Origin of the sequence: Bacteroides sp. (assembly GCF_030151085.1) — a bacterium.
In the GTDB taxonomy this organism is placed as follows: Bacteria; Bacteroidota; Bacteroidia; order Bacteroidales; family Bacteroidaceae; genus Bacteroides.
In genome coordinates, this window is sequence record NZ_JASLER010000056.1 from 142,673 (window position 1) to 168,365 (window position 25,693).

At 44.6% G+C, this 25,693-nt stretch carries 12 protein-coding genes; all 12 read left to right on the top strand.

What is annotated here, in order from left to right; genetic code table 11:
* Positions 1 to 44: 44 nt before the first annotated feature.
* The 12 genes from Q1W14_RS11390 to Q1W14_RS11445 all read left to right on the top strand — a co-directional run bounded on the left by Q1W14_RS11390 (position 45) and on the right by Q1W14_RS11445 (position 25,609).
* Complete coding sequence (locus tag Q1W14_RS11390; protein ID WP_300701555.1) at positions 45 to 3,077, top strand: TonB-dependent receptor; 3,033 nt, start codon at positions 45 to 47, stop codon at positions 3,075 to 3,077.
* Between the two features lie 11 nt (positions 3,078 to 3,088).
* Entirely contained in the window at positions 3,089 to 4,687 is a 1,599-nt protein-coding gene (locus Q1W14_RS11395) for a SusD/RagB family nutrient-binding outer membrane lipoprotein (RefSeq protein WP_300701556.1), read from the top strand.
* A gap of 21 nt (positions 4,688 to 4,708) precedes the next feature.
* Positions 4,709 to 5,569 (top strand): hypothetical protein, encoded by an 861-nt coding sequence (locus tag Q1W14_RS11400; RefSeq protein WP_300701558.1) that lies wholly within the window; start codon positions 4,709 to 4,711, stop codon positions 5,567 to 5,569.
* A 19-nt stretch (positions 5,570 to 5,588) separates the two neighbouring features.
* A complete protein-coding gene (locus Q1W14_RS11405) occupies positions 5,589 to 6,995 on the top strand; it encodes an alpha-L-fucosidase (protein ID WP_300701560.1) in 1,407 nt (468 codons plus the stop codon).
* Positions 6,996 to 7,020: 25 nt separating this feature from the next.
* Positions 7,021 to 8,283: a DUF4995 domain-containing protein gene (locus Q1W14_RS11410; RefSeq protein ID WP_300701762.1), complete on the top strand. Its 1,263-nt coding sequence runs from the start codon at positions 7,021 to 7,023 to the stop codon at positions 8,281 to 8,283.
* A 29-nt stretch (positions 8,284 to 8,312) separates the two neighbouring features.
* Positions 8,313 to 10,247, top strand: a complete 1,935-nt coding sequence (locus Q1W14_RS11415; protein WP_300701562.1) for a heparinase II/III family protein — start codon at positions 8,313 to 8,315, stop codon at positions 10,245 to 10,247.
* A 129-nt stretch (positions 10,248 to 10,376) separates the two neighbouring features.
* Positions 10,377 to 14,435: a hybrid sensor histidine kinase/response regulator transcription factor gene (locus Q1W14_RS11420; protein WP_300701564.1), complete on the top strand. Its 4,059-nt coding sequence runs from the start codon at positions 10,377 to 10,379 to the stop codon at positions 14,433 to 14,435.
* 652 nt (positions 14,436 to 15,087) lie between these two features.
* The gene (locus tag Q1W14_RS11425; RefSeq protein ID WP_300701566.1) at positions 15,088 to 17,568 is read left to right on the top strand and encodes a DUF4962 domain-containing protein; all 2,481 of its coding nucleotides are present in this window, start codon (positions 15,088 to 15,090) and stop codon (positions 17,566 to 17,568) included.
* Between the two features lie 39 nt (positions 17,569 to 17,607).
* A complete protein-coding gene (locus tag Q1W14_RS11430; protein WP_300701568.1) occupies positions 17,608 to 20,106 on the top strand; it encodes a DUF4962 domain-containing protein in 2,499 nt (832 codons plus the stop codon).
* A 69-nt stretch (positions 20,107 to 20,175) separates the two neighbouring features.
* Positions 20,176 to 23,304: a TonB-dependent receptor gene (locus Q1W14_RS11435; RefSeq protein ID WP_300701569.1), complete on the top strand. Its 3,129-nt coding sequence runs from the start codon at positions 20,176 to 20,178 to the stop codon at positions 23,302 to 23,304.
* Between the two features lie 11 nt (positions 23,305 to 23,315).
* Positions 23,316 to 25,007 carry a RagB/SusD family nutrient uptake outer membrane protein gene (locus tag Q1W14_RS11440; protein WP_366945756.1) on the top strand — a complete coding sequence of 564 codons (1,692 nt, stop codon included), beginning with the start codon at positions 23,316 to 23,318 and terminating at the stop codon, positions 25,005 to 25,007.
* Positions 25,008 to 25,027: 20 nt separating this feature from the next.
* Positions 25,028 to 25,609 (top strand): hypothetical protein, encoded by a 582-nt coding sequence (locus Q1W14_RS11445; RefSeq protein ID WP_300701571.1) that lies wholly within the window; start codon positions 25,028 to 25,030, stop codon positions 25,607 to 25,609.
* The last annotated feature ends 84 nt before the right edge of the window (positions 25,610 to 25,693 follow it).

Below are 25,693 nucleotides of genomic sequence, written 5' to 3' on the forward strand. Positions count from 1 at the left end.
AATAGAAGAAACCAACTAATTTAGAAAATAATATGGAAAAACACATGAAGACATTTTTAGTAGCTATGCTGACTTTGTTCAGTATCGGGATGTACGCCCAAGAAAAGATTAAAATCACGGGAATCGTGAAAGATACAAACGGTGAAACCGTAATCGGCGCCAACGTTTCCGTCAAAGGAACCACCATTGGTGCAATCACTAACATAGATGGAGCATTCACCATAGAGGTACCAAGTGACGGCAAATTAGTCATCTCGTATATCGGTTATGTAAAACAGGAAATCGGTATTCAAGGGAAACAAAACTTCACCATAACCTTGAAAGAAGATTCTGAAATGCTGTCCGAAGTGGTAGTAACCGCTTTAGGTATAAAACGCGAAAAGAAAGCATTGGGCTATGCCATGCAGGAAGTGAAAACAGAGTCATTCTCCGAAAACCGTTCAACAAGCGTCTCTAACCTGCTGCAAGGGAAAATAGCAGGTGTACAGATTTCTCAATCGGCAGGTGGTGTCAGCGGTTCAACCCGTGTCGTCCTGCGTGGACTTAACTCTTTGAGTGGAAACAATTCTCCGCTTTGGGTCGTGGACGGATTGCCTATTCTGGACAACAAAAACGGAGATTATGCATCAGGAGCATCCGATCTTAATCCGGATGACATTGAAAGCATCTCTGTGCTGAAAGGTGCTAATGCAGCCGCTTTATATGGTTCGAGAGCACAAAGCGGTGCCATCTTGATCACCACAAAAAAAGGTAAAGCCGGATCGTTTCAAGTAGAATATAACGGATATGTTTCTATGACGAAAGCCTATAATTCTTATGAATTCCAAGACACGTACGGACAAGGTAGTAACGGAGCTTATTCTATGGAAGCCAGACAATCTTGGGGACCTAAAATGGAAGGTCAAACCATCCAAAACTGGCGTAATGTACTGTATGGAGACAAAGCATATCAAGATTACGCCATGCTCCCTCAAACAGACCAAGTGGATGATTTCTTCCGTACAGCTTTGAACTATGTCAATTCAGTAAGCGTAAGCGGTGGCGGTGAAAAACTAAATGCACGTTTCTCCTTTACAGACAGCCGTAATGAAGGCATATTACCGAACGAATCACTCAACAAGCAAAATTATAACCTAAATGTTGAATTCAAAAGTAAATATTTAACCGTAGGAGGCAAAGTGACTTACTTCAGAGAAAAGGCTAAAAATAAGCCGGCATGGAATCAAGGTCCTTGGCAGCAAATCATCCAGATTCCAAGAAGCATTCGCTTTGCCGATTTACGAAACCCCATGGGACAAGAGGGATACACCGTAAACTGGTCGGGGGATAGTGAAAGCGTTTTAAACCCCTATCAGTTTTTATTGGACGGAAACGGAAATGAATTAAATCGTAATCGTCTCTTGGGAATGCTGACTCTGACCGGACACATCACCGACTACTTAAAATTGACCGGAAGAATAGGACTTGACCGCCTTTCTGATGATTTGGAAGAGTATTCTACTTACCACAATAAAGCAACGACACCGCGCAACTTGATAAGGATCACCAATTCTACAAGAGAGGAGCTAAATGCGGATTTAATGTTGAACTTCGACAAAAGATTCAAAGATTTCTCGGTAACCGCCAACTTAGGAATCGCTGCACGCTATAATAAATTCAAATCCTTGAAAGCGGAAAGTGGAGCAGCCATCATACCCGGCTTTACCGCTTTAGGTAACGGTACCAGCAAGCTTGCCACTCAAGATAAAAATTCAAGCCGTGTCAACTCTGTTTTAGGAAATGCAACTTTAGGGTATAAGGGATATGCTTTCTTGGATGTTTCTGCCCGAAATGACTGGTCATCTACATTGCCACCCTCCAACTGGTCTTATTTTTACCCATCGGTAAGTTTAAGCGGTATATTATCAGATATTCTAAAAATGCCGCGCGAGTACTTCTTGAAGATACGCGGTTCGTGGGCACAAGTGGGTAATGACACGACTCCCTATTCACTTTATAATGTATATACATTGGGTAACATTCAAGGAATACATACGGTAGGACAAACTTCCAACACCTACCCTTTAGCTGACTTGAAACCTGAAAAGACTACTTCCTGGGAAGTAGGATTCGACTACCGCATGTTCAATAACCGATTAGGATTTGACTTTACTTATTACAGATCGACCACTGTTGATCAGATTTTATCTATCACGATCCCAGGATCTTCCGGTTATACGTATAAGAAAATTAATTCCGGCAAGATGGAAAGCAAAGGTGTGGAACTTATGATAAGCGGAACTCCTGTACAAACCAAAGACTGGCGTTGGGATGTAAATTTGAATTGGGGCACGAATTCTACCCGCAACATTGAATTGAACGAGAAAATTAAACGTTATACTTTCACCAGTACCAATTCCATCCGGATAGGAAGTGTCGTCATAGATGAAGGGGGCAAGTTCGGTGACATCGTAGCCACTGCTTACCAAAAGAATGAGGATGGCAGAATATTGGTGAATGAAAAAGGATTACCCCTTATCAACACAAAATCCAGCCAGGTAATCGGCAATATGATGCCGGATTGGACAGGTTCTTTCAGTACGACACTCAGTTATAAGAATATCGTATTCAACGCTTTGGTGGATGTAAGATGGGGAGGCGAATTCCTCTCTCTGACCGACGCACTTGCTTGCGGAGCCGGAACATCCGCACGTACCATGAAAGGTCGTGACGGAATGGTAGTGAATGGCATTGTAAAATCAACCGGTGAGGAAAATAGCAAAGAAATTACGGCACAGCAATTCTATTCTACCATATCGGGTCAATACCCGGTAGGTGAGGAATTCTTACACGATGCAAGCTACGTGAAGCTACGCGAGTTATCAATAGGCTACACCTTGCCCGATTTATGGTTCAAACAGACTCCTATCAGCAAAGTAAAGGTAGCCATTGTAGGACGGGACTTGTTCAATATCTATAAAGCAGCACCCGTAAATGCAGAATTTGCCCAAAACAGTCAGGATGTTTACCAAGCTTATGAGCTTGCAGCACTCCCTTCAACAAGAACAATCGGTTTCTCTCTTAATGTTAAATTTTAAATATGATTACTATGAAATTGAATAAGGCACTTATAATAGTTACATCTGTATGTATGTTCAGTTGTACAAACGGATTTGAAAACCTGAACAAAGATCCGCTGGCAGTAAACGAAGTATCACCACAGCTTGTATTGCCCTATATGCAACATGAAGGATTCCAATTAGACATCGGTGAATACCAAATGTCATCACTCTTATATTCCTCTCTATATTGTCAATACATTGCCAATACTACCCCCAGTTTCAATTCAGGCAATTATGTATTCAACAATAAATGGGCGGAACGCGGTTATTGGACTCCTTATTATCAAGCTCAATTGAAAAATCTCCGTGAAGTGGAGCAAACATTGGGAAAGCATCCTGAATACAATGACATGTACCAGATTATGCGTATAGTGACAGCCATGGGCAGCATGCGCATCACAGATATTTTTGGAGATGTACCTTACTTCGAAGCCGGGAAAGGTGAAACTCAAACTCCTTACGACAGCCAAAAAGAGATTTATTACGATATTTTCAAAGAATTGTCCGAAGCAGTTGGCTTATTGAAACAAAAGCGCGAAGGACAACTGACTTATGGAAGCGAAGATTTAATGTTTCAAGGCAACGTTGACCAATGGATAAAACTGGCTAACTCTCTGCGGCTTCGTGCTGCCATACGCTTGTCGTTCATTGATCCGGACAAAGCTGAAACAGAAGGAACAGCCGCTCTTAAAGAATCATTAATGACTTCCAATGAGGACAATGCCAATCTCTCGACAAGTCTATATATCGAATGTCACGGCAATCCTTTAGTGGGTCCATGCAGTTATCGTAATGAATTCAGAGCCAGCAAGACAATGGTGGATATGCTGATGAATACCAGTTCCATCGCTGATCCCCGCCTTACACTAATGTGTTCACAAACGGAGGCCTGGGTATCGGGAGAATCGGAAGTACAATACAGAGGAGTACCCAACGGAGTTGCACAAGCCGATCTGGCAGAAGAAGAATATAGCAACAGATTCAACTCCAATGTTTGGGGATATATGTGGGGATATACTTGGAACAACGCAGACAAGGGTTCACACACCCCTACTCCATCCGGAGACATTATACGCCCTCTGGTTATGATGAACTACGCAGAGGTCTGTTTCTTAAAAGCAGAAGCTGCCATACGTGGCTGGGAAGGAGCAGGAGACGCAAAAAGCAATTATGAAGCAGGTATCAAAGCTTCTTTTGAAGAAATGAGAGCCGGTGCTCCTGAGGGAACTTACACAACAAGTGAAGATGAAATCTATTTGACTACCGGAAAAGTGAAATGGGAAGACAATGCCGATTTTGAAACCCGGTTAGAACAAATCATCACCCAGAAATGGATCGGCATCTATCCTAACTCCAATGAAGCATGGGCAGAGTTCAGACGTACGGGATATCCGAATCTGAATCCTGTTGTACTAAGTTTGGAATCAAGCATTAATGCAGAAAACGGAGAATTCATCAAGAAGCTTCGCTATGTTGATAATGAATTAATTAACAACAAAGAAAATGCAACTGCCCCTTCTTTAAATGGAGGAAAAGGAGATGGAGTAAATGTACGTGTTTGGTGGGATACCAACCGTTATAACTAATCAATGAATCATAAAACTTATATGAAAACAATAAGCTGCATTTTAACTGCGATGATGATAATCTTCAGTAGTTGCACCCAACAAGCAAAAGACGGAAAGCAAGTTCTTGAAACGGACACACAGAAAGCGTATGAAATCATATCAACCGTACGGCTGACTGTTAGTGAGAGCAAGCGTTTGATAGCCAAGGGAATCGTAGTGAACAAAGATGTACAGGACAGACTGAAGAACGGCATCGTCATCATTACTCTGGGAACTACCAATACATACATTGCCGAAGAACTTGCTAATCTGGAAGCTCCCAGAGGTAGTTTTGTTACCGGACGCATCTTTCCCAGCTCGAAAGAAGACTTTGGCAAAGACTTAAAACGCCGTTCTGAAATCGTACTGATAAAAGGAGAAATAATTGACATGCCTTACGTCGATGCGCTGGCTCGCATGAATGCCAAAGACATCGTGTTCAAAGGCGCCAACATAGTGAATTATGCCAAACGCCAAGCCGCCGTATGCGTAGGGGCCCCCGATGGTGGCACCGTAGCCAAGCTGCGCAAATACACCGACAACGGCAAAGGACGTTGGATTGTACCGGTAGGACTGGAGAAAGAAACCACACAAGACCTGTTTGAAATGCAGCAACTGGTCAATAACAGTACCAACCGAGACAAAGGAACCGTGCGCCTCAACGCCACAGAAGGCAACATCTATACCGAAATCGAAGCTATCAAGGAATTTGCCGAAGTGGATGTGTTCGTTACTGCCAAAGGCGGTATCGACGGAGCCGAGGGGGGCGTCTCTTTACTTGTATGCGGCAATAAACAAGAAGTTGAAAAAGTCAAGGATATCATAAAACAAATAAGCGGAGAACCTGCTTTCATCAAATAACCAAATAAATTCAGTAACAATGAAAAAGATTTTACTATTCACTGCAAGTATCTGTATGTCTCTGGCACTCCATGCACAGCAAGATACTAAAATTAAAGCGGACGACTTTGTACATAAGAGTTCGGAAACCTACGAATACCCTACTGATACGGAAGTTCTGAAGAAGTTGGAACAATGGCAAGACCAAAAATTCGGCGTGCTGTTCCATTGGGGAGTATATGCAGTCCGTGGCACAGCCGAATCGTGGGGATTGTGTTCTGAACCGCAACCATGGATGTACAGAAGCCGCAAAAAGGCAAATGACGTCTCGTACGGTGAATTCAAGAAATGGTATTGGGATCAAGCCAAAGAGCTTAATCCTGTTAACTTTGAGCCGTCCGATTGGGCAAAAACAATGAAAGAAGCCGGATTCAAGTACCTGCTTTTCACCACAAAACACCATGACGGGTTCTGTATGTTCGACTCTAAATATACAGACTACAACATAGCCCAAGGTCCTTATAAGAATGGCAAATACAGCAATATAGCTTATCATCTTTTCGATGCTTTCCGCAAAGAGAATTTCATGATTGGTGCCTACTTTTCGAAAGCGGACTGGCACAACGAGGATTATTGGGATCCCGACTATGCAACTCCAACACGTAACCCCAATTATGATATTCAGGCAAATCCTCAGAAATGGAACAAGTTCCAGCAATTCACAGCCAATCAGATTGACGAATTGATGTCTGATTACGGACGTATGGATGTACTTTGGTTAGATGCCGGCTGGGTACGGGAGCCACAACAAGATATTAAGATAGACGAGATTGTAAACAAAGCGCGCAGCAAACAACCGGGATTGATTGTAGCAGACAGAACGGTGCCTGGACGTAACGAGAACTATCAGACTCCGGAACGCAAAATACCGGAAACTCAAATAGCTCACCCCTGGGAATCGAATATGCCCTTGACCGGAAAGTGGGGTTGGAAACCGAATGCTCAATGCAAATCGGCTACTTGGGTTATCAATACATTGATTGAAATTGTAGCCAAAGGCGGATGTTTCGCATTGGGCTTAGGTCCGAACTCTGATGGAACTTTTGAAGAAGAGATACATGCTGTTCTGAAACAAACCGGCGCATGGCTCAAGCAAAACGGGAAAGCTATCTATGCAACGCGCATCACTCCCAATTATAACAGCGGAAATGTATGGTTCACTGCCAATAAAGATGGAAAAACACTATATGCCATCTATGCATTGCCCGAAGGAGAAAAATTGCCGAATACTATCGAATGGGAAGGTAATAGACCAACCGGCAAAATGATTCTGCTCCAGAATAACCAGCAAGTAAAATATACCTGCAAAAATGGGAAGGTTACAGTAAACCTACCTGAGAATTTAAAAAACGAGTCAATAGCTTTTAGCTTCAAACTCAAAAAATAGCCCGATATAATACCATCTTTCAAAACTGAACAGAATGAAGAAGAACTTTATTTTATTTATAATCACAATTCTTGGTTTATCATCCTGCGCTGATACACCCAAAAAGAATTGGACTGTTCATGCGCTGGATGTAGCGTCTCACCAACTGCAATTAACAGCGCAAGAGGTCACGGATTCCGCATTGCTCCCTCGTTCCATCTGGACAGGCTACGATGTCGATTTCTTAGTGAGACAAATGGAACAAGACCTGAAAGTGTTTCAAGACTCTTTATGGCCTAACCCACCTGCCGAAAAGTTAGGGAAAAGACGGCTTTGCAATATCTACGACTGGACGAGCGGTTTCTTCCCCGGTAGCCTTTGGTATATCTACGAGATGACCGGCAATGAAGAGTTAAAGGCCGAAGCCATCAAATATACCAATCTGTTAAATCCGGTACGGTATTATAAAGATAACCACGACATAGGCTTTATGATAAATTGCAGCTACGGAAACGCATTACGACTGGCTCCCAACGATACTATCCAGAACGTGTTAGTAGAAACTGCGGACAACTTATGCGAACGTTTCAACGAACAGATAGGCTGCATCCGCTCCTGGGATTTCGGACATTGGAATTATCCTGTTATCATTGACAATATGATGAATCTGGACTTACTATTCAATGCCAGCAGGCTTACCGGAGACAAAAAATATTATGATATAGCCGTGAAACATGCCCAAACAACAATGAAACATCATTTCCGCCCTGACTATACATGCTACCATGTTATCAGCTATAACAACGATGGCACGGTAGAGAGCAAAGGCACTCATCAAGGTCAGAGTGACCGGTCGGTCTGGGCACGCGGACAAGCATGGGCAGTATATGGCTATACAGCATGTTATCGTGAGACACGTGATGTGGAATTTCTAAGAGAAGCCACACATATTGCAGAGATGATAATGAATGAAGTCAAGACCAACGACAGTATTCCATATTGGGATTATAATGCACCGGACAGCAAAGAGACACCGCGTGATGCATCGGCTGCTTCTATTACGGCTTCCGCCTTTTTAGAACTCAGTACGCTTGCTCCCGATGGACAAAAGTACTTTGAGTATGCCGAAACCCTATTAAAGAACTTAACCGGAGAAGATTATCTGGCAAAAAAAGGCAAAAACCAAGGATATATATTAATGCATTCGGTAGGTTCATTGCCCCATGGTTCAGAGATAGATACGCCTCTAAATTATGCCGATTACTATTATTTGGAAGCCCTGAAAAGGTATTTGGACATGATGAAATAGTAAAATTCCACACATAATATATTCTATAAATGGCAAGATTCAAATTACTGTTATTGGCAAGCTATCTACTTATTAGTGCAACTTGCTCTTCTACAAATGCAACTGAAAGACATTTGCTTGAATACTCCATCGCCTATGAAGATTTAGGTGTAGCTATCCGCTACCAACAAAGTTGGGTGGACTATCCCGGTTATGCAGACCGAAACGCTTGGAAAGAAAAAGTAGATGCTGAAATAGGAGAGATTATCATCAGAAATGGCGAGAAAGTACTGAATCACGTATGGAAACCGGACCTTGCTTCAGACTATTTAGCCTTTAAGCGCACCGGAGAGATACGTACCGGGCGTGCCAACCACAGAGCTTTACAAGCATTGACTCTTGCTGAACTCGTAGAAGGGAAAGGCAGATTCATGGATGCCATCATAGACGGTGTATGGTTCTTATGTGAAACGTCCTGGATACATTCGGCGCATCTGAACTTTCAGAAAGACCGTTCGGGACTGCCCGACAGAAATGAGCCGACCATTGAGTTGGTAGTTGCCGACATCGGTGCCCAAATGGCTTGGACTCACTATTTCTTTAAAGAAGAGTTCGAAAAAGTAAGTCCTCTTATCAACAAAAGAATAGTGGAAGAAGTCAATAAGAATCTGATTAATCCCTATTTTGCACGAGATGATTATTGGTGGATGGGATTCAGTGGTCAGCAAGTAAACAACTGGAACCCGTGGATCAATTACAATGTATTGCAAGCCTTGATGCTGATGGAAGAAAACCCGGAGCGCATTCAACAGGGAATATGGAAGTTAATGAAGTCAACCGATTCCTTCTTCAGCATGTACCATGAAGACGGCGCTTGCGACGAAGGCCCCACTTATTGGAGCGGAGCGGCAGGATATGCGTTGAAGTTTTTGGATTTACTCGGCAAAGTAACCAGTAATCGTATAAATATCTTCGATAAACCTCTTCTGCACAACATGGCGCAATACATCTACCGGGTACACATTGGTGGAAACTATTTCGTGAACTTTGCAGACTCTTCACCCAAAGTGAATCCGAACCCCGGCATTCTTTACCAATATGGGAAACGAATCGGAGATTCCAAGATGATGCAATTCGCAGCATTAATGGCACAGCAGAATCAAAGTTTCAAAGATGGCGTAAACGGTTATTTCGCCTCAGCTTTGGACGAGCTTTTCATGTACAAGGAGATTGTCAGACATCCGCAAGGCGAACCGCTGATTGGTGGCTATTGGTTTAAAGATACTCAGATTTGTGTAACCCGCGACCGCGAAGGTCAAACGAACGGTTTCTTTTTCGCGGCTAAGGGTGGACACAATCAGGAAAGTCACAATCATAATGATGTCGGTTCGTGCATTCTTTATTACAATAACAGTCCGCTACTTATAGATGCCGGGGTGGGAACTTATACCCGACAAACTTTCGGTCCGGAACGATATACAATATGGACCATGCAGTCCGGTTATCACAACTTGCCTACCATCAACGGAATGGAACAAAAGAACGGTAAAGAATTTGCGGCACATAGTCAACAATACAAAGCTGCTTCCAGAAGTGTATCATACCAAGTCAATATTGCCCAAGCCTATCCTAAAGAGGCAAATGTAGATAGCTGGATACGCAACTACACGCTGAATAAAGGGAAAGACTTCACAATAACCGATGCTTGGCAACTGGCTTCATTCCAAAATCCATCGGTCTTGAATTTAATGACGTGCTGTGAAGTGATAATTGATGATAATAAAGACATCATATTGACAAACGAAACCGGTCGATTTAAATTAGAATATAATAAGAAACTACTAAACCCTGCGGTCGATGCCATAGAATTGACGGACCCAAAATTGATAAAGGCATGGAAGGAGAAGAAACTTGCACGTATTCGTCTCACAATACAGTCACAAGCAACTTCCGGCAGGAGCAAATTGGTTATAAAAAAGCTGTAAAAGAGGGAAAAAGAATAACATACGATATGTGACTGCATAGCCGATGTTATTCTTTTTTTTATATAGTAACAGAGCCAATTTATAATTTTATTACATATCTTTGCCCCATTACCTTAAATGCGCTAAGATATGAAACGACTTTTCTTATACCTCATCGTAAATTTATTAATAGTTTCCCTCTATGGACTCTATGGACAAAAGTCTAAATCAATCAGCTTTATTCATATAGGGTTAAATAAAGGATTGTCGCAAAGCACCGTCTTCGATATTACACAAGATAATCAAGGCAATATGTGGTTTGCCACCCATAACGGATTAAATAAGTTCGACGGTTATGATTTCACCGTCTATCAGTATGATGAACAAGACCCACACAGCATAGGAAGTGATATTATCAGAACTTGCATAAAAGACAAACAAGGCAGAATATGGATAGGAACCGATGAAGGCCTTTCTCTCTATAACGTCAACACAGACAAATTCGAGAACTTCACTTATCAGGAGAATGGGAAAAACCTAGCGATTAACGGCATTGTAGAAGTCAACGACAAACTACTATTACTCTATGTCAGAAAAGAGAAATTGTTATTGTTCGATACCGAAACTTTTCAATATACCGGCAACAGTCTCACTCCTTCTCTTTCATCCATTATACCCACTGCCCTCTATCGTCAAGACGATCATATCTATATCGGCAGTAATGAAGGAGTATTTGTTTATTCCATAGAAAAGAATACGCTGAAAAACATTGCTTCAGAAGCACTAAGAGACAAGGATATATACACCATTTTGCAACAATCTCCAATACATCTATGGATAGGAACTGAAGGAAGCGGATTATTTTGTATCGACCTCCGGACAAACGAAGTAAAAAGCTATACCCGTAATCCAAAGGTTCAAAACTCCATCAGTTCCAACTACATCCGTACACTCGCCCTTGATTCACAAAACCAACTATGGATAGGAACGCTCAATTCATTGAACATTTACAATGAAAAAGAGAACAGCTTTAATGTCTACAATAGTGACCCACAGGAAAGCGGCAGTCTTTCACAAGCTTCTGTACGCGATATTTTCATGGACTTGCAAGGCGGTATGTGGTTAGGCACTTACTTCGGCGGACTGAATTACTACCATCCTTTCAAAGACCGCTTTTATAATCTTCAATCAACAGTCAAAAGTAACTCACTAAACTGTAATATCATAGGATGTATTCAAGAAGATGCAGAAGGTAACTTATGGATAGGTACCAATAGCGGTGGAGTGAACTTCTATAATCCGCATACACAGACTTTCAAGCATTACACGCAAAAAGAGGGTATCGGTTCTAACGATGTGAAAGTAATCTATATTGATGAGACTAATGATCAGGTCTATATAGGTACACACACAGGCGGTCTTAATATCCTCCACCGCAAATCAGGACGTATTGAAACAATTTGCACGAACGAGACGAACAACGTTTATACCCTTGAACCCACAGAAAACGGTGAATTCTGGATAAGTGGAATAAGCTCACTATTACGTTTCAATCCGAAAAACAAAAAGATCACTCCTATCCATACCCAAGCGGATGGAAGCCCTTTTCTAAACAAGCAGATTACTGCCATTGTTCGTGATAGCAAACATCGGCTTTGGCTAATTGGTGAAAAAGGCTTGGATGTGTATACAGAGACAGACGGACAATTGCTACAATGCCCTATATTGCCATCACAATTCCTCATCAATCATAAAATGGTTAACTGCGTATTCGAGTCCGGACAAAACGGCATTTTCTGGATAGGTACTCGCAATGGCATTTACCGCTTTGACGAAAAGACGAAAGAAATCAAGCAATACACAACCGCTCAAGGACTTCCTAATAATGTAGTACATGGCATAATGGAAGATTCATTTGGTTATCTTTGGCTTAGCACAGACAAAGGACTAAGCCGTTTTCAGCCACAAACCGAGAAATTCCGTAATTATACGGACAATGATGGAATACAGAGTAACCAATTCACCAATAATGCTTTTTGTCATACCAAGAGTGGATTGATGTATTTTGGAGGTATCAACGGAATCACTACTTTCCGACCGGAACAGCTCCCGGACAATCCGTATATACCGCCAGTCATCATAACTCGATTGACGTTATTCAATAAAACCGTTTATCCAGGAGATGAAACAGGGATATTGGAGAAAAATATCAGCGAGATACATAGCATCACGCTGACGGCCGGACAATCTATGTTCGCATTAGAATTTGTCGTACCCAATTATATATCCGGCACCCATAATACCTTCTCGTATAAGTTGGAAGGGTACGATAAAGAATGGTATCATTCCAAAACTTCCCGCATAGCTTCCTACTCAAATCTACCGCAAGGCACTTATCGTTTTTTAGTGAAAGCTGCCAATAGTGATGGAAGATGGAACGAACTGCCTACCAAACTGGAAATTACGATTCTTCCCGTCTGGTATAAGACTTGGTGGGCTACCTTGCTATTCATTACTCTTTTTATCGCAACCACAACCTTCATTTTCTACTATTTCTGGATGCGTAAAAGTATGAAAGCACAAATACAGATGGAGCTTGCGGATAAAGAACGTCAAAAGGAGTTGAACGAAATGAAACTCCAGTTCTTCATCAATATCTCCCACGAACTGCGTACGCCACTTACCATGATTCTGGCTCCCCTGCAAGAAGTGCTTAGCAAGGTGACCGACCGCTGGATTCTCAAGCAACTGGAGCATGTGCAGAAGAATACAAATCGCCTCCTGCACCTGGTAAACCAACTGATGGATTATCGCAGAGCCGAACTGGGAGTATTCCATCTCAAAGTAAGGCTCAATCCGGTGCATCAAATCGTAAAGAAAAACTTCCTCCTTTACGACCGGGTGGCACGTCATAAGAAGATTACCTACAACTTCTATTCCGAAGTCGAAGACCTCGAAGTACTATGCGATTCGAGCTATGTAGAACTTATCATCAACAATCTGATATCCAATGCCTTCAAATACACCCATGAAGGGCAAGCCATCACAGTAGCCTTGAAAAAAGAAGATGGCCGCCTATTGCTGCAGGTGCAAGATACAGGAACTGGCATCCCCATCGACAAGCAAAGCAAAATATTCGAACGTTTCTATCAGATGGACAATGAACACATCGGCACCGGTATCGGGCTTTCTTTAGTACATCGGCTGGTAGAATTGCACCACGGAGAAATCAATTTAGAAAGTGCCGAAGGCGTAGGAACCACCTTCACCATCTATCTGCCCACCAACGAGGATGCTTACCAACCCGAGGAAATAGCAACCGAAACAGGTATCAAGAACGAACAAGCCATTCACTCCACCAATAGTGCGGACATGTACCTCATGGATGCCGAAACCTGCGACCCCGAGAGTGCTACGCCCGAAGCCGAGGAACGTCCCCGCGAAAACATCTTGATTGTAGAAGACAACACGGATATTCGCCAGTACCTCAGCACCGAGCTGGGGCAGTCGTACCGGATTCTGGAAGCGGAGAACGGAGAAGAAGCCCTGAATATACTGAAAGAACAAGAGATTGATCTTGTCCTGACCGACGTGATGATGCCGGTTATGGATGGTTTGAAGCTGTGCAAGCACATCAAGCAGAATTTATATACTTGCCACATTCCGGTGATTATGCTCTCTGCCAAGACGGATTTGAAAGAGCAGTTGGAGGGATTGCAAGTAGGTGCGGACGACTACATACCGAAACCTTTCTCGCTGGCAGTGATGACCACCAAAATCAAGAACCTCTTCCGCACCCGGCATCGTGCCATCGAGCATTATTCCAATTCGCTGGAGATTGAACCGGAGAAGGTGGCGCTCAATGCCTTGGACGAAGAGCTACTCAAGAAGGCCGTCGAAATAGTAGAGAAACACATGGACAACGTCGATTTCTCTACCTATGAGTTTGCCCGCGAGATGTGCATGAGCCGATCTAATCTGCACATAAAGATGAAAGCACTGACCGGAGAGGCTACGAATGAGTTCATCCGCAAAATACGCTTCAACAAAGCATGCAAGCTGCTAAAAGAGGAGCGTTACACGGTGGCCGAAATCAGTACATTCGTAGGGTTCAACACCCCTTCTTATTTCACTAATTGCTTCAAGAAGCACTTTGGTTGCCTTCCTTCCGAATACAGCAAGAAAGGAGGGAACACTTCCGAGGACTAAACAGTTGTACTTGAGTTTGATTAAATATAGTTGATTGAACTCAAGCTAAAATAATTGCCGAAACTCTTGACATCGCCTTTGCAATGTTGTATATTTGTAAAGTGAATTTATAGATACTTCAATTTTAAATTAGGATAAACGGAGAGGCATTGCTTCTCCGTTTCTTTTTACCTCCCACGTATTCTTACTTGAAATACCTCATGTTTGCTCACCTAATGCTGCACTTTAGCTCCCTAAACGTGACGTTTCAGCAGGTAAAATGCCAGCCATTTGCCTTGAAAACCTCTGTGAGTTTGGCAAAAATCCTCGGCATTCCGGACAGTAAGGTGTGGCAAAACAGATGGTCCGTTCAGAGTAAACAGATGATGCGTTTGGGGTAAATAGATAGTCCATTCAGAGCAAACACATCATCTGTTTTGATGGCACAAACGAGAGGCTGTAGCCTCACTCGGTTAATCTTTCGTAAATCTGCTCTTGACAACTCACGTCAGTTCACATACCTCTTCTTCTTTGGTTTTAGACTATTTTATCAGCCAAATGGACACAAATACCATCCTTTTGTATCACATTATAATACGTTTACACCACCCTATAAGCCCCCTATTTGCCTATCCGCTACCTTTGCTGACGAACAAAATATCAAAAGCATATTATGAAAACTCTATTCACTACCTTTGTTATATTGTGCACAATGCTAACCCATTTGCACGCTAACAATCCCATTCGGAAAGTGCCTTATCCGCAGCAGGAGCATGTCATTTATTTGAATCCCGCTCCGTTGCTTGTTCCACCTGCCATGAAGCAATCGGACTTCTTGCAATTCAACCTATCACCAAACAAAGACTTTAAAGGTAACAACAATATCCTATCCAAGCCCGTGCCTTGGTGCGTGTTCAATCCACATCAGACGCTCAGCTCCGGCACGTGGTACTGGCGTTTCCGCTCCATCAGCAAGTCGGGCGAAGAAATGCCTTGGAGTGAGACGTACAGTTTCACGGTGACCGATGACACGCCCCGATTCGCTACGCCCCCGTTCAGCGTATTCATGGAAAATGCACCCAAAGAATATCCGCGTATCTTCTGTTTCCTGAAAGACAATATGGAACAAGCGCGCAAGCAAGTACGCTCGCATCCTGAATTCGAAGCCATGATAGACGAAGGCCGCAACGCACTGAGCATAGACTACAGCAACGACACCAAGCCTTACAACCAAATAACCTTGATGGCTGCCGACTGCGACAAACTGAACACTGCCTACCAAATGTTGCAACGTGACCTCTATGCTGATAAAATGGTAAAGAACGTGCGCTGTCTGCTCTCCACCGAACCAGACCCCAAAGTGATAGCCAATGACTTCAATGCCGGCGAACTGGTATATACACTGGCGTGCACCTACGATAACTGCCCGGACCGCTTCACTCCCGAAGAACGGAAACAGATAGAAACCATTATTATGAATACGCTAACCCAATACTACACTTCACGCATATTGGGACGCGAGGAAAACATGTTCTTCGACGAACACTTCTGGCAGTTCACTTTCCGCCATTTCCTGCAAGGGGCTTTGGTATTATACGATAAATATCCTTTGGCAAAAGAATATATGGAGTACAGTTACGAACTCTGGACCTCCCGTGCCCCCGCCTCCGGCTTCAACCGCAGCGGAGCCTGGCACAACGGTACAAACTACTTCAGTGCCAACGCCATCAGTCTGGCATATACGGCTACCTTGTTCAGTCACCTCACGGGAGTGGACTTCATGCAACACCCGTGGTACAAAAACGCCGGTTTAGCCATAGCCTATAGCTGGCAACCGGGATCACTGAGCAACGGTTTTGGCGACGGCCATGAGAATACCAACAGTAAGCCTCTGCGCATCCGTAGCGCCTTTGCCGATTTCATGTCCCGCAACACGGGCGATCCCTATGCCACTTGGTATTCATCTATCAACGACCGATACAAAAACGAATTCGAAACACGTCTCTATCGCATGGCAAGCGGAAAGCAACGCCCTGCACAAGCCTCCCTGCCCACCGATGCCCCCAAAGCCGTATGGTTTAAAGATTGTGGCGAAATGATAGCCAACAGTGACTTGAACGACTTAAAGCGGAATATCAGTCTGAGCTTCCATTCCAGTCCATTCGGTTCGGGCAATCACACCCACTCCAACCAAAACGCTTTTAACCTGCATTATGGTGGAGAAGCTGTTTACCGTGCCGTAGGTAACTACATGAAATTCGATGATCCGCACAATCTATTGTCTTATCGCAACACCCGCGCATACAATACCTTATTAATAGACGGCATCGGACAACCCTTTACGCAACTCGCCAACGGTTACATCACACGTATGTTTAACGGCGACCACTTGTCATACGCCTTAGGAGACGCTTCCAATGCTTATTGTGGCATCAGCGAAATAAACTATTGGGTACGTGCCTTCGCCGAAAACAAGCTGGAGCAATCCGCCGAAAACGGCTTCGGAGCGACACCGTTGAAGAAGTATCGCCGTCATATCTTCCTGTTGCACCCCAACACGGTAGTTATCTACGACGAGCTGGAAGCAGAGAAAGCCGTACGTTGGGATTGGTTACTACACAGCCCTGTGAAATTCGAGATTGACGAAGCTACAGCAACTCTGGTTACAGTCAATAAGGAGAAACAGTTCGCCTCCGTAGCCCGCCTTTTCAGTGAACAGCCGTGCAATCTTAGTCAAACTGACCAATACGCCGCCGCCCCCAACCGGAAGAACGCTGAACGTGGCGAAGATTTCACCAATCCGTGGTCATTGACTGCCAGCTTCGGTCCCAGCAAAGCAAACCGTATATTGACCATTATCCAATTAGAGGCCGACGGAAAACAAGCTGCGGATATAACCCGTAAAGACAATCAGCTTCAATGTGGCGATTGGACGATTGAAGCGGAATTGAATGCTAAACGTCCGGCTAGTTTGTACATTCATCATAATAAGAATAAAGCGACCTTCAGCTACGGAAAGAAGGGTCCCATCATAAACGGGCAAAGCTACTCGTGCAAGAAAGCCGATGCCTCTGTGCTCTATGACGCCATAAACGGAGAATGGAAGACGCAAGAGATGAGCGATCAGTGCATACAAACGATGGGTAAATGGTAAGTCGATACAGAAGTAATAATCACTAAAACAAAAAGATATATGAGAAAGATATTCACGACTCTGCTGACGTGCTGCCTCACTTTGGTGCAGTTGACCTATGCCGGTACTCCCGATCAGATTCACGAGAACGTGCGCGAAACGCCGTTCCCACAGCAGTACCATACTCTATACATCAATCCCTCTCCTCTACTGATACCCCAGGAGATGAAGCAGTCGGACTTCTTGCAGTTCAACTTGTCGCAAGACAAACGATTTGAAAGCGCCAGCAGTATCTTATCCTCAACTACCCCCTGGTGTATGTTCAATCCGCACCAAGTACTGGCAAACGGTACGTGGTACTGGCGCGTACGCTCGGTCAGTAAATCGGGTGAGGCAATGCCTTGGAGCGATACATACACGTTCCATGTTACGGAGGATATTCCCCGATTCGTCACCCCTACGGTAGATGTATTCCTGAACAATATTCCCCAAGAGCATGCCCGCATCCACTGCTTCCTTCGGGATTCATTGGACAACGCCCGCAAAAACATGCGCCAGCATCCCGACTTCGAAGCAATGATTGCCGATTCGCGCGAAGCGTTGGCAATGAACTATCAGATGGATAAAGCGCCCTACCAGCAAGTGGGCTTGATGTATATTCATACCGATTACCTGAATACCGCCTACACCATGTTCCAACGCGATGTGTATGCCAATAAAATGGTAGAGAACGTCAGATGCCTTTTAGCCGTAGACGTTGACAAGAAGGTGATAAACAATGACTTCAAAGCCGGTGAACTGGCTTACCTCTTGGCTTGCACCTACGAAACTTGCTACAATCGTTTCACCGAAAAGGAGCGCAAACAGATTGAAGAGATATTACTGATGGTTCTCAATCAGTACACCCCTCATATTATTAATCAGGAAGAAGTGCACATCTTCGACAACCACTTCTGGCAATTCACATTCCGTCACCTCTTGCAGGCTTCACTGGCGATATACGATAAATATCCACAGGCTAAGGAGTATTTAGCATACAGTTACGAGCTGTGGACGGCACGTGCCCCGGCCTCAGGCTTCAACCGTGATGGCAACTGGCACAACGGAACTGCTTACTTCAGCGCCAACGCCGTGTCCTTGTTCTACATACCTACTTTGTTCTCCTACCTCACAGGAACAGACTTCATGCAACACCCGTGGTATAAGAATGCAGGAATAGGTGTAGCTTACAGTTGGCAACCGAGCTCGCTCAGCGCAGGCTTCGGAGACGGACATGAACAGATGAATCCGAAACCTCTGCGCATACGTAGTGCCTTTGCCGACCTCATGGCACGCACCACCGGCGATGCTTATGCCGCTTGGTACTCGTCCATCAACGACCGATACAAAGATGAATACGAAACCCGCCTCTACCGATTGGCAAGCGGCAAGAAGCGCCCTACTAACAGCGAACTACCTAAAGATGCACCGAAAGCCGTATGGTTTAAAGATAGCGGAGAGATGATTGCCAACTCCAACCTGAAAGATGGAAAGCGGAACCTCAGCCTGAGTTTCCATTCCAGTCCCTACGGTTCGGGCAGCCACACACACTCCAATCAGAATGCCTTCAACCTGCACTATGGCGGAAAAGCCATTTATCGTGCCGTGGGGCATTATATGAACTTCAAGGATGCACACAACCTGCTGGATTATCGTCACACTCGCGGTCAGAACACTCTGTTGGTAGATGGTATCGGACAACCCTTCACCATCCAAGCCTATGGTTATATCACACGCATGTTCAACGGTGAACACATCTCCTACGCTTTAGGCGATGCTTCGAATGCTTACTGTGGCGTCAGCGAATACCCCATGTGGATAAATAACTTTAAGAGCGAGAAACTCGAACAGTCCGTAGAAAACGGCTTTGGTCCAACACCGCTGAAGAAATACCGCCGTCACATTTTCCTGCTGCATCCCGACAAAGTAGTCATCTACGATGAACTGGAAGCCGACAAAGCAGTTCGGTGGGACTGGCTGCTGCACAGCCCGGTGAAATTCTCCATTGACGAAAAGACAAATACCCTCGTAACAGAGAATACGGAAGAAAATCTCACTTCCGTAGCACAACTCTTCAGCGAACAGGCATGCAGCATTTCGCAAACAGACCGATACCACAGCGAACCCAACGAGCAAATTGCCGTACGGGGTGAAGACTTCAACCGTCCCTGGTCACTGACTGCCAGTTTCGCTCCCTGCAAGAAGACCCGCATACTGACTGTCATACAGGTAGAAACTGACGGAAAACAAGCTGTGGAAATAATTCGCACAGGCAACAGTTTTCAATGCGGTGACTGGATAATCGAAGCGGAATTGAACACCAAACGCCCCACCGGTCTATACATCCGGAACACTCAGAGCCAAGCGACTTTCAGCTTTGGAAAGAAGAATCCGGAAATGAACGGCAAAGCCTATCAGTGCCAGAAAGCGGATGCTTCCGTGCTGTACGACCAGATAGACGGTGAATGGAAAACATTAGAAATGAATGACCAGAAGATGCAATTTACAGGCAAAAAGTAAATTTCATCAGCAAATGGAATGAAAACAAAGTTTTATTATTATATTTTTAACCTCTTTAAAAGAATTATTATGACTGGAAAAACATCTCAGAGGAGTCTTTTATCGCTCCTATTGGTTTGTTGCATGCTATGTCTCAGCAATTTGGGAATAGTAGCACAAAACACTTCCTACAAAGGCAAGGTGATTGACGCAACCATCAAAGAACCTCTAATCGGCGTCTCCATCCTGGAAAAAGGAACAGCCAACGGCGTCATAACCGATATTGACGGCAACTTCAATATTCAGACAAGTCCGGAGGCAGTTCTCGTCTTTTCATACATCGGTTATACCACCGTTGAAAAGAAAGCCGCGGAATGTAATGGAATAACCATTAAACTCGCCGAAGACTCGGAAATGCTGCAAGAAGTGGTAGTAGTGGGTTATGGCGTTCAGAAGAAAGTGAATTTGTCCGGTTCTGTATCCGCTATCGACGGTGAGCAGATTGCCGCAAAGCCATCTACCGATGTACTCTCCGCCCTTCAAGGCGAGATGCCGGGTGTAGCTATTACACGTAGCAGCGGACAACCGGGCTCAAAAGCTGGTTTACAGGTCCGTGGTGCCACATCGGTCAACTCAACCGAAACGTTGGTGCTCATTGATGGCGTAGAAGGCGATATGTCACTGCTCAATGCCGATGACATAGCCTCTATCTCTGTATTGAAAGATGCCGCATCATGTGCCATCTACGGTGCACGTGCGGCGGCGGGTGTAGTGCTTGTCACCACCAAAAACGGCAACGAAGGTAAACCCAAAGTTTCGTACAACGGCTACGTTTCATTCAATCTTCCCGGCAACATGCCCGAACGCATTCCCGCTTGGGAAGAACAAACATTCATCAACGAATCGCGCATACAGTCCAGAGGTAGTGCCGAGTGGAACGCTGAGAAAACGTCGTGGGTAGGCAATCCCAACTTCAACTACCGCCCACTGAATAACGGTCGCTGGGACTTGTTCGATAGCGTGGACTGGCTGGGGGAAGGTACGAAGAACTTCGCGCTACAGCACAATCATTCCGTATCAGCAAGTGGTGGAAGTGACAAGATGAACTACCTTTTCTCCGCCAACTATTTTTACAAGAATGGTCTGCTGCAATATGGTCCCGATGATTACAACCGCTATAACTTATTGGCCAAAGTAAACGCTTCCATCAATAAACATATAGATTTGAGCATCAACGTGCAGTATCAGTCCGATGAACAGGCAGAAAGCGCTTGGGGATCGACAGACATCTTCAATCTGCTATTCACCAATCGCGGACGCCAATCTATCTACCAGCCGGAGCAGGAAAACTACAAGAGCCCCTACAACGGTGACTTGCAAGACAATCCCATCGACCTCATGCAAAACGGTGGAGAAAAAAGAAGCAAGTATGAATCGTACATGGGCAAAGCACAACTCACGATCAAAGACCTGGTGAAAAACCTGCGCATCAACTTGAGCGCATCAAGAAGAGGCGGATACTACTCGCGCAACACCAACGAACGCACACTAAACTGGTATAACTACCTCGGTGAGGTACGAAGAACTGCCAATGCCGCCAACTCGCTGTATAAAGAAAAGAACTCTTCATACCACGATGTATTAGAAGCCACTGCCAACTATAGCTTCAGTCTGGATGATGCCCAACACAATTTCAATGTTTTGGCAGGAAGCTCCTACGAGAACTACCGCATGGACAAAATCAATGCTACGGCAAAAAACATGCTATCCAACGATTTCTTCTCGTTCAACTATTATAATACCTCGGAAGCTACCAACACAGTGTTGGGCGACTACATCGGTACATGGGCCATGATGTCATACTTCGGGCGTATCAATTATAACTATAAAGAGAAATACCTGCTCGAAGCCAATGTACGCTACGACGGAAGTTCACGACTCGCACCCGACAAACGCTGGCGTGCATTCCCCTCCGTATCGGCAGCATGGCGCGTAAGTGAGGAAGAATGGTTCAAAGACATCAAGTGGCTGAGTAGTCTCAAACTACGTGCATCATGGGGTCAGTTGGGTAACGGCGCCGTAGTGGGCTTGTACGACTACCTACCTCTGATATCTCACTCACAAGACAACATCCCCACAACCTATCAAGGCGAAAAGTGGTTCTACCAATCCAGCATGGCTTCTAAAGACAAGACATGGGAAATCATCGAAACAACCAACCTCGGTGTGGACTTCGGTTTCTTGAACAATCGCCTGACCGGTAGCTTTGAATACTACTGGAAATACAACAATGAGATGCTTTCCGACCTGCAACTGCCCTCGCAGATAGGTATTAAAGTGCCCAAAATGAACGTAGGCAAACTGAAAACTTGGGGATGGGACTTCAACATCAACTGGAAAGACCAGATCAAAGATTTCAGCTACCAGATTGGTTTCAACGTATCGGACAGCAAAAACGAACTCATAAAGTACGACGGTGCCAGCGTAGTTAAAGCGGGAGTTGTCGGTCTGCTGGAAGGACACCCCATCAATACCATCTGGGGCTACAAGACAGACGGTTTCTGGTCGAGCCGAGAAGAGTATATCAAGTATAAAGAAGAACATCCCGGATTTTCGTCATTCAATGACAATATCATTAGTGGCGGTGACGTGAAATATGTAGCACAAGGCAAGCCGGACCATCAAATTGGCGTAGGAGGCGGTACTCCCGAAAATTCAGGCGACTTGGTGTGCTTGGGCAACACTACTCCGCGCTACTTCTATGGAATCAATCTCTCAGCACAATGGAAAGGCTTCGACTTCACAGCCATTTTCCAGGGTGTGGGCAAAAGGGACGTAATGCTGAGTGGAGACATGTTCCCCATGTACAGAGATGAACAAATGCCGTGGACTATTCACCGCAACCACTGGACGGAAGAAAATCAAAACGCTTACTGGCCACGCCTGTACCAATACAAAGGGGAAAACTTTAACAGCAAAGCTGCCGACCGCTGGCTGCAAGACGCATCCTACTTACGCTTGAAAAATTTGACATTGGGCTACACCATTCCTGTTTCAAAGAAGTATATGGAAAAGCTGAGAGTTTACGTCACCGGACAAGATTTGTTTGAAATCACCGACATGCTGTCTGTGTTAGACCCTGAAACCGAAAACAATGTTTCACGATCACTTTATCCCTTCTTCCGCAGTTGGACTGTAGGAGTTAATGTTACATTCTAAAAAAGATTACCATGATGAAAAAACAACTTATATTTTCATTGCTTGTTGGCGCACTTGCGCTAAACAGCTGTTCACTGGATAAATACCCGGAAACTACCTTGACCGATACCGGCTTCTGGAAATCGGAAACAGACTTGAGAGGCGCTTGCAACCGCCTATACATAGACCTGCCCGGATTCCTATCGGGCAACGGTCACGACATGCGTTCCGATGAAATAGTAGGAACGACCCCCAATGATATATCTGCGGGCAGCAGAGGCGTTCCCGAAAGATCGGATGACTGGAGCAAGCCCTACAGCTACATTAACGTATGCAACAACATCATCATCAAAGGTGAGAAAGCAGCTGTTTCCGAAAGTATCAAGAATCGCTGGTTGGCCGAAGCCTATTTCTTCCGCGCTTACTACTATTTCGACCTGCTGAAGAAGTATGGCGGCGTGCCTTTGATTCTGAAAGTATTTGATGATACTACCGACCCGGACATCAAGCGTGGTCAGGATTCACGTGAAATCGTTATCCAACAATGCTACAAAGATTTGGATTTTGCCGCAACCTGGTTGCCTGACATCGACGAAGTAGCCGACAATGCCAACTGGGGCCGTGTGTCCCGCTCGGCTGCTTTAGCTATGACGACTCGTATCGGGCTATACGAAGGCACTTACATCAAGTATCACAGCCTGCCCGAAGGTGACAGCCAAAATCATTTAAAAAAAGCTATCGACGCAGCAGAAGACATGATTTACAACGAGAAACGGCACGAACTTTATCCCGATTTTCAAAAGCTGTTCTATTTTGAAGGCGAAGGACGCCAAAACAAAGAAAACATTTTAGTGAAGGTTTACGGTCCTAACGGTGCATCCAATGCCATTGTAATGCACAATCAGGCATCGACCAAAGCTATGAACGCATCCATCACACGCCAAATGATAGATAACTTCCTATATACAGACGGCTTGCCCAAACAAAAGTCGCCACTCTATCAAGCAGACATCCGTATGAACGATGCCTTTGAAAACCGTGACCCACGTTTAGACATGACAGTGTTCAAGTACGGTGAAGTTGCTTATAAAAATGTAGGATTCACTCCATTCGACAACGTCAACTACGGTGGTTCGGGCTATCCCATAAAGAAAGGTTTCCTTAATTCCGAATTCGACACCAACGGCAGGGAGACTATCGACCGTATCATTATCCGCTATGCCGAAGTACTGCTATCGTATGCCGAAGCACTGTACGAGTATAATGGAGACATCAGCGACCAGAAACTGGACGAAACAGTAAATTTGATTCGCCGGCGTTCAGGCTTTACCACCCGGTTGTCCAACGCTTTTGTCAAGACCAACAGTCTGAACATGCTCGAAGAAATCCGTCGCGAACGTATGGTAGAGTTCATAGACGAGTACTTGCATTACGACGACATCATCCGCTGGAAAACAGCCGAAGACGTATTGCCCAAAGCAATTTTGGGCATCCTAGTAAACCCGGACGAAAGTGCCAAGACGGACAAAGAACTGAACCATCGCTTCACTGACACAAATGGGAACTATAATGATGTCAAGGTGTACGACCAACCTCGAATCTACGTCATTGAAGAGGCTGCAAGCCGTAGTTTCAATCCTGCACGCGATTATCTTTACCCTATTCCTTCTTATGAAATCGCGACTTCAGGTGGTAACATCAAACAAAATCCGGAATGGAAATAACTAATAAAAGAAAGAACAATATGAAAACGATATTCAATAAACTCACACTTATTTGCATCCTTACTATGGGATGTCTGTTTACCGGATGCAGCAACGACCATGACGAATGGGAAGACGGCGACCCTGATCTGGCACATGTCTATTATTATTGCTTCGAGCAATGGGGAGGCAACAACGAAGTAGCTTACTCTGTGGCACAAGGCGAAACAATAGCTATCCCCACCCAGTTCATGAGTTCATTTACCCGCTCGTACAGTCCTGAAGTATATTATTATACTTCGGCTATTCCTCCCAAAAAAGGTGAGACAGTAACAGATTTAATATGCGGCACCGACTATGTAGTAGTAGACAAAGACGGAAAAACCTTACCCCCTGATGCATCCGGCGCCTACAAAATGACGTGGCCCAATGCCAAGAAGGGTGTACAGGACATCTACATCAAGACGCTCAACGGCAAGAAAGGTTCTTTCCGTGTGCTCACGTTCGATCCGACCAAAAAGATAGATGTGACCGATGTAAATACTACCTCTATCATCAAGACCGATGAATACGAAGTGCGTGCCATTTCGGAAAACTACTATGTGACTGTTGTTATCAAGTAACTAATTTAAGTTTCGGAAATAGTTTATTAGGCTGAAAGCCTTTGATTATATAGCTTGTAAGCCTCTCAGACTACTTCCGAATCT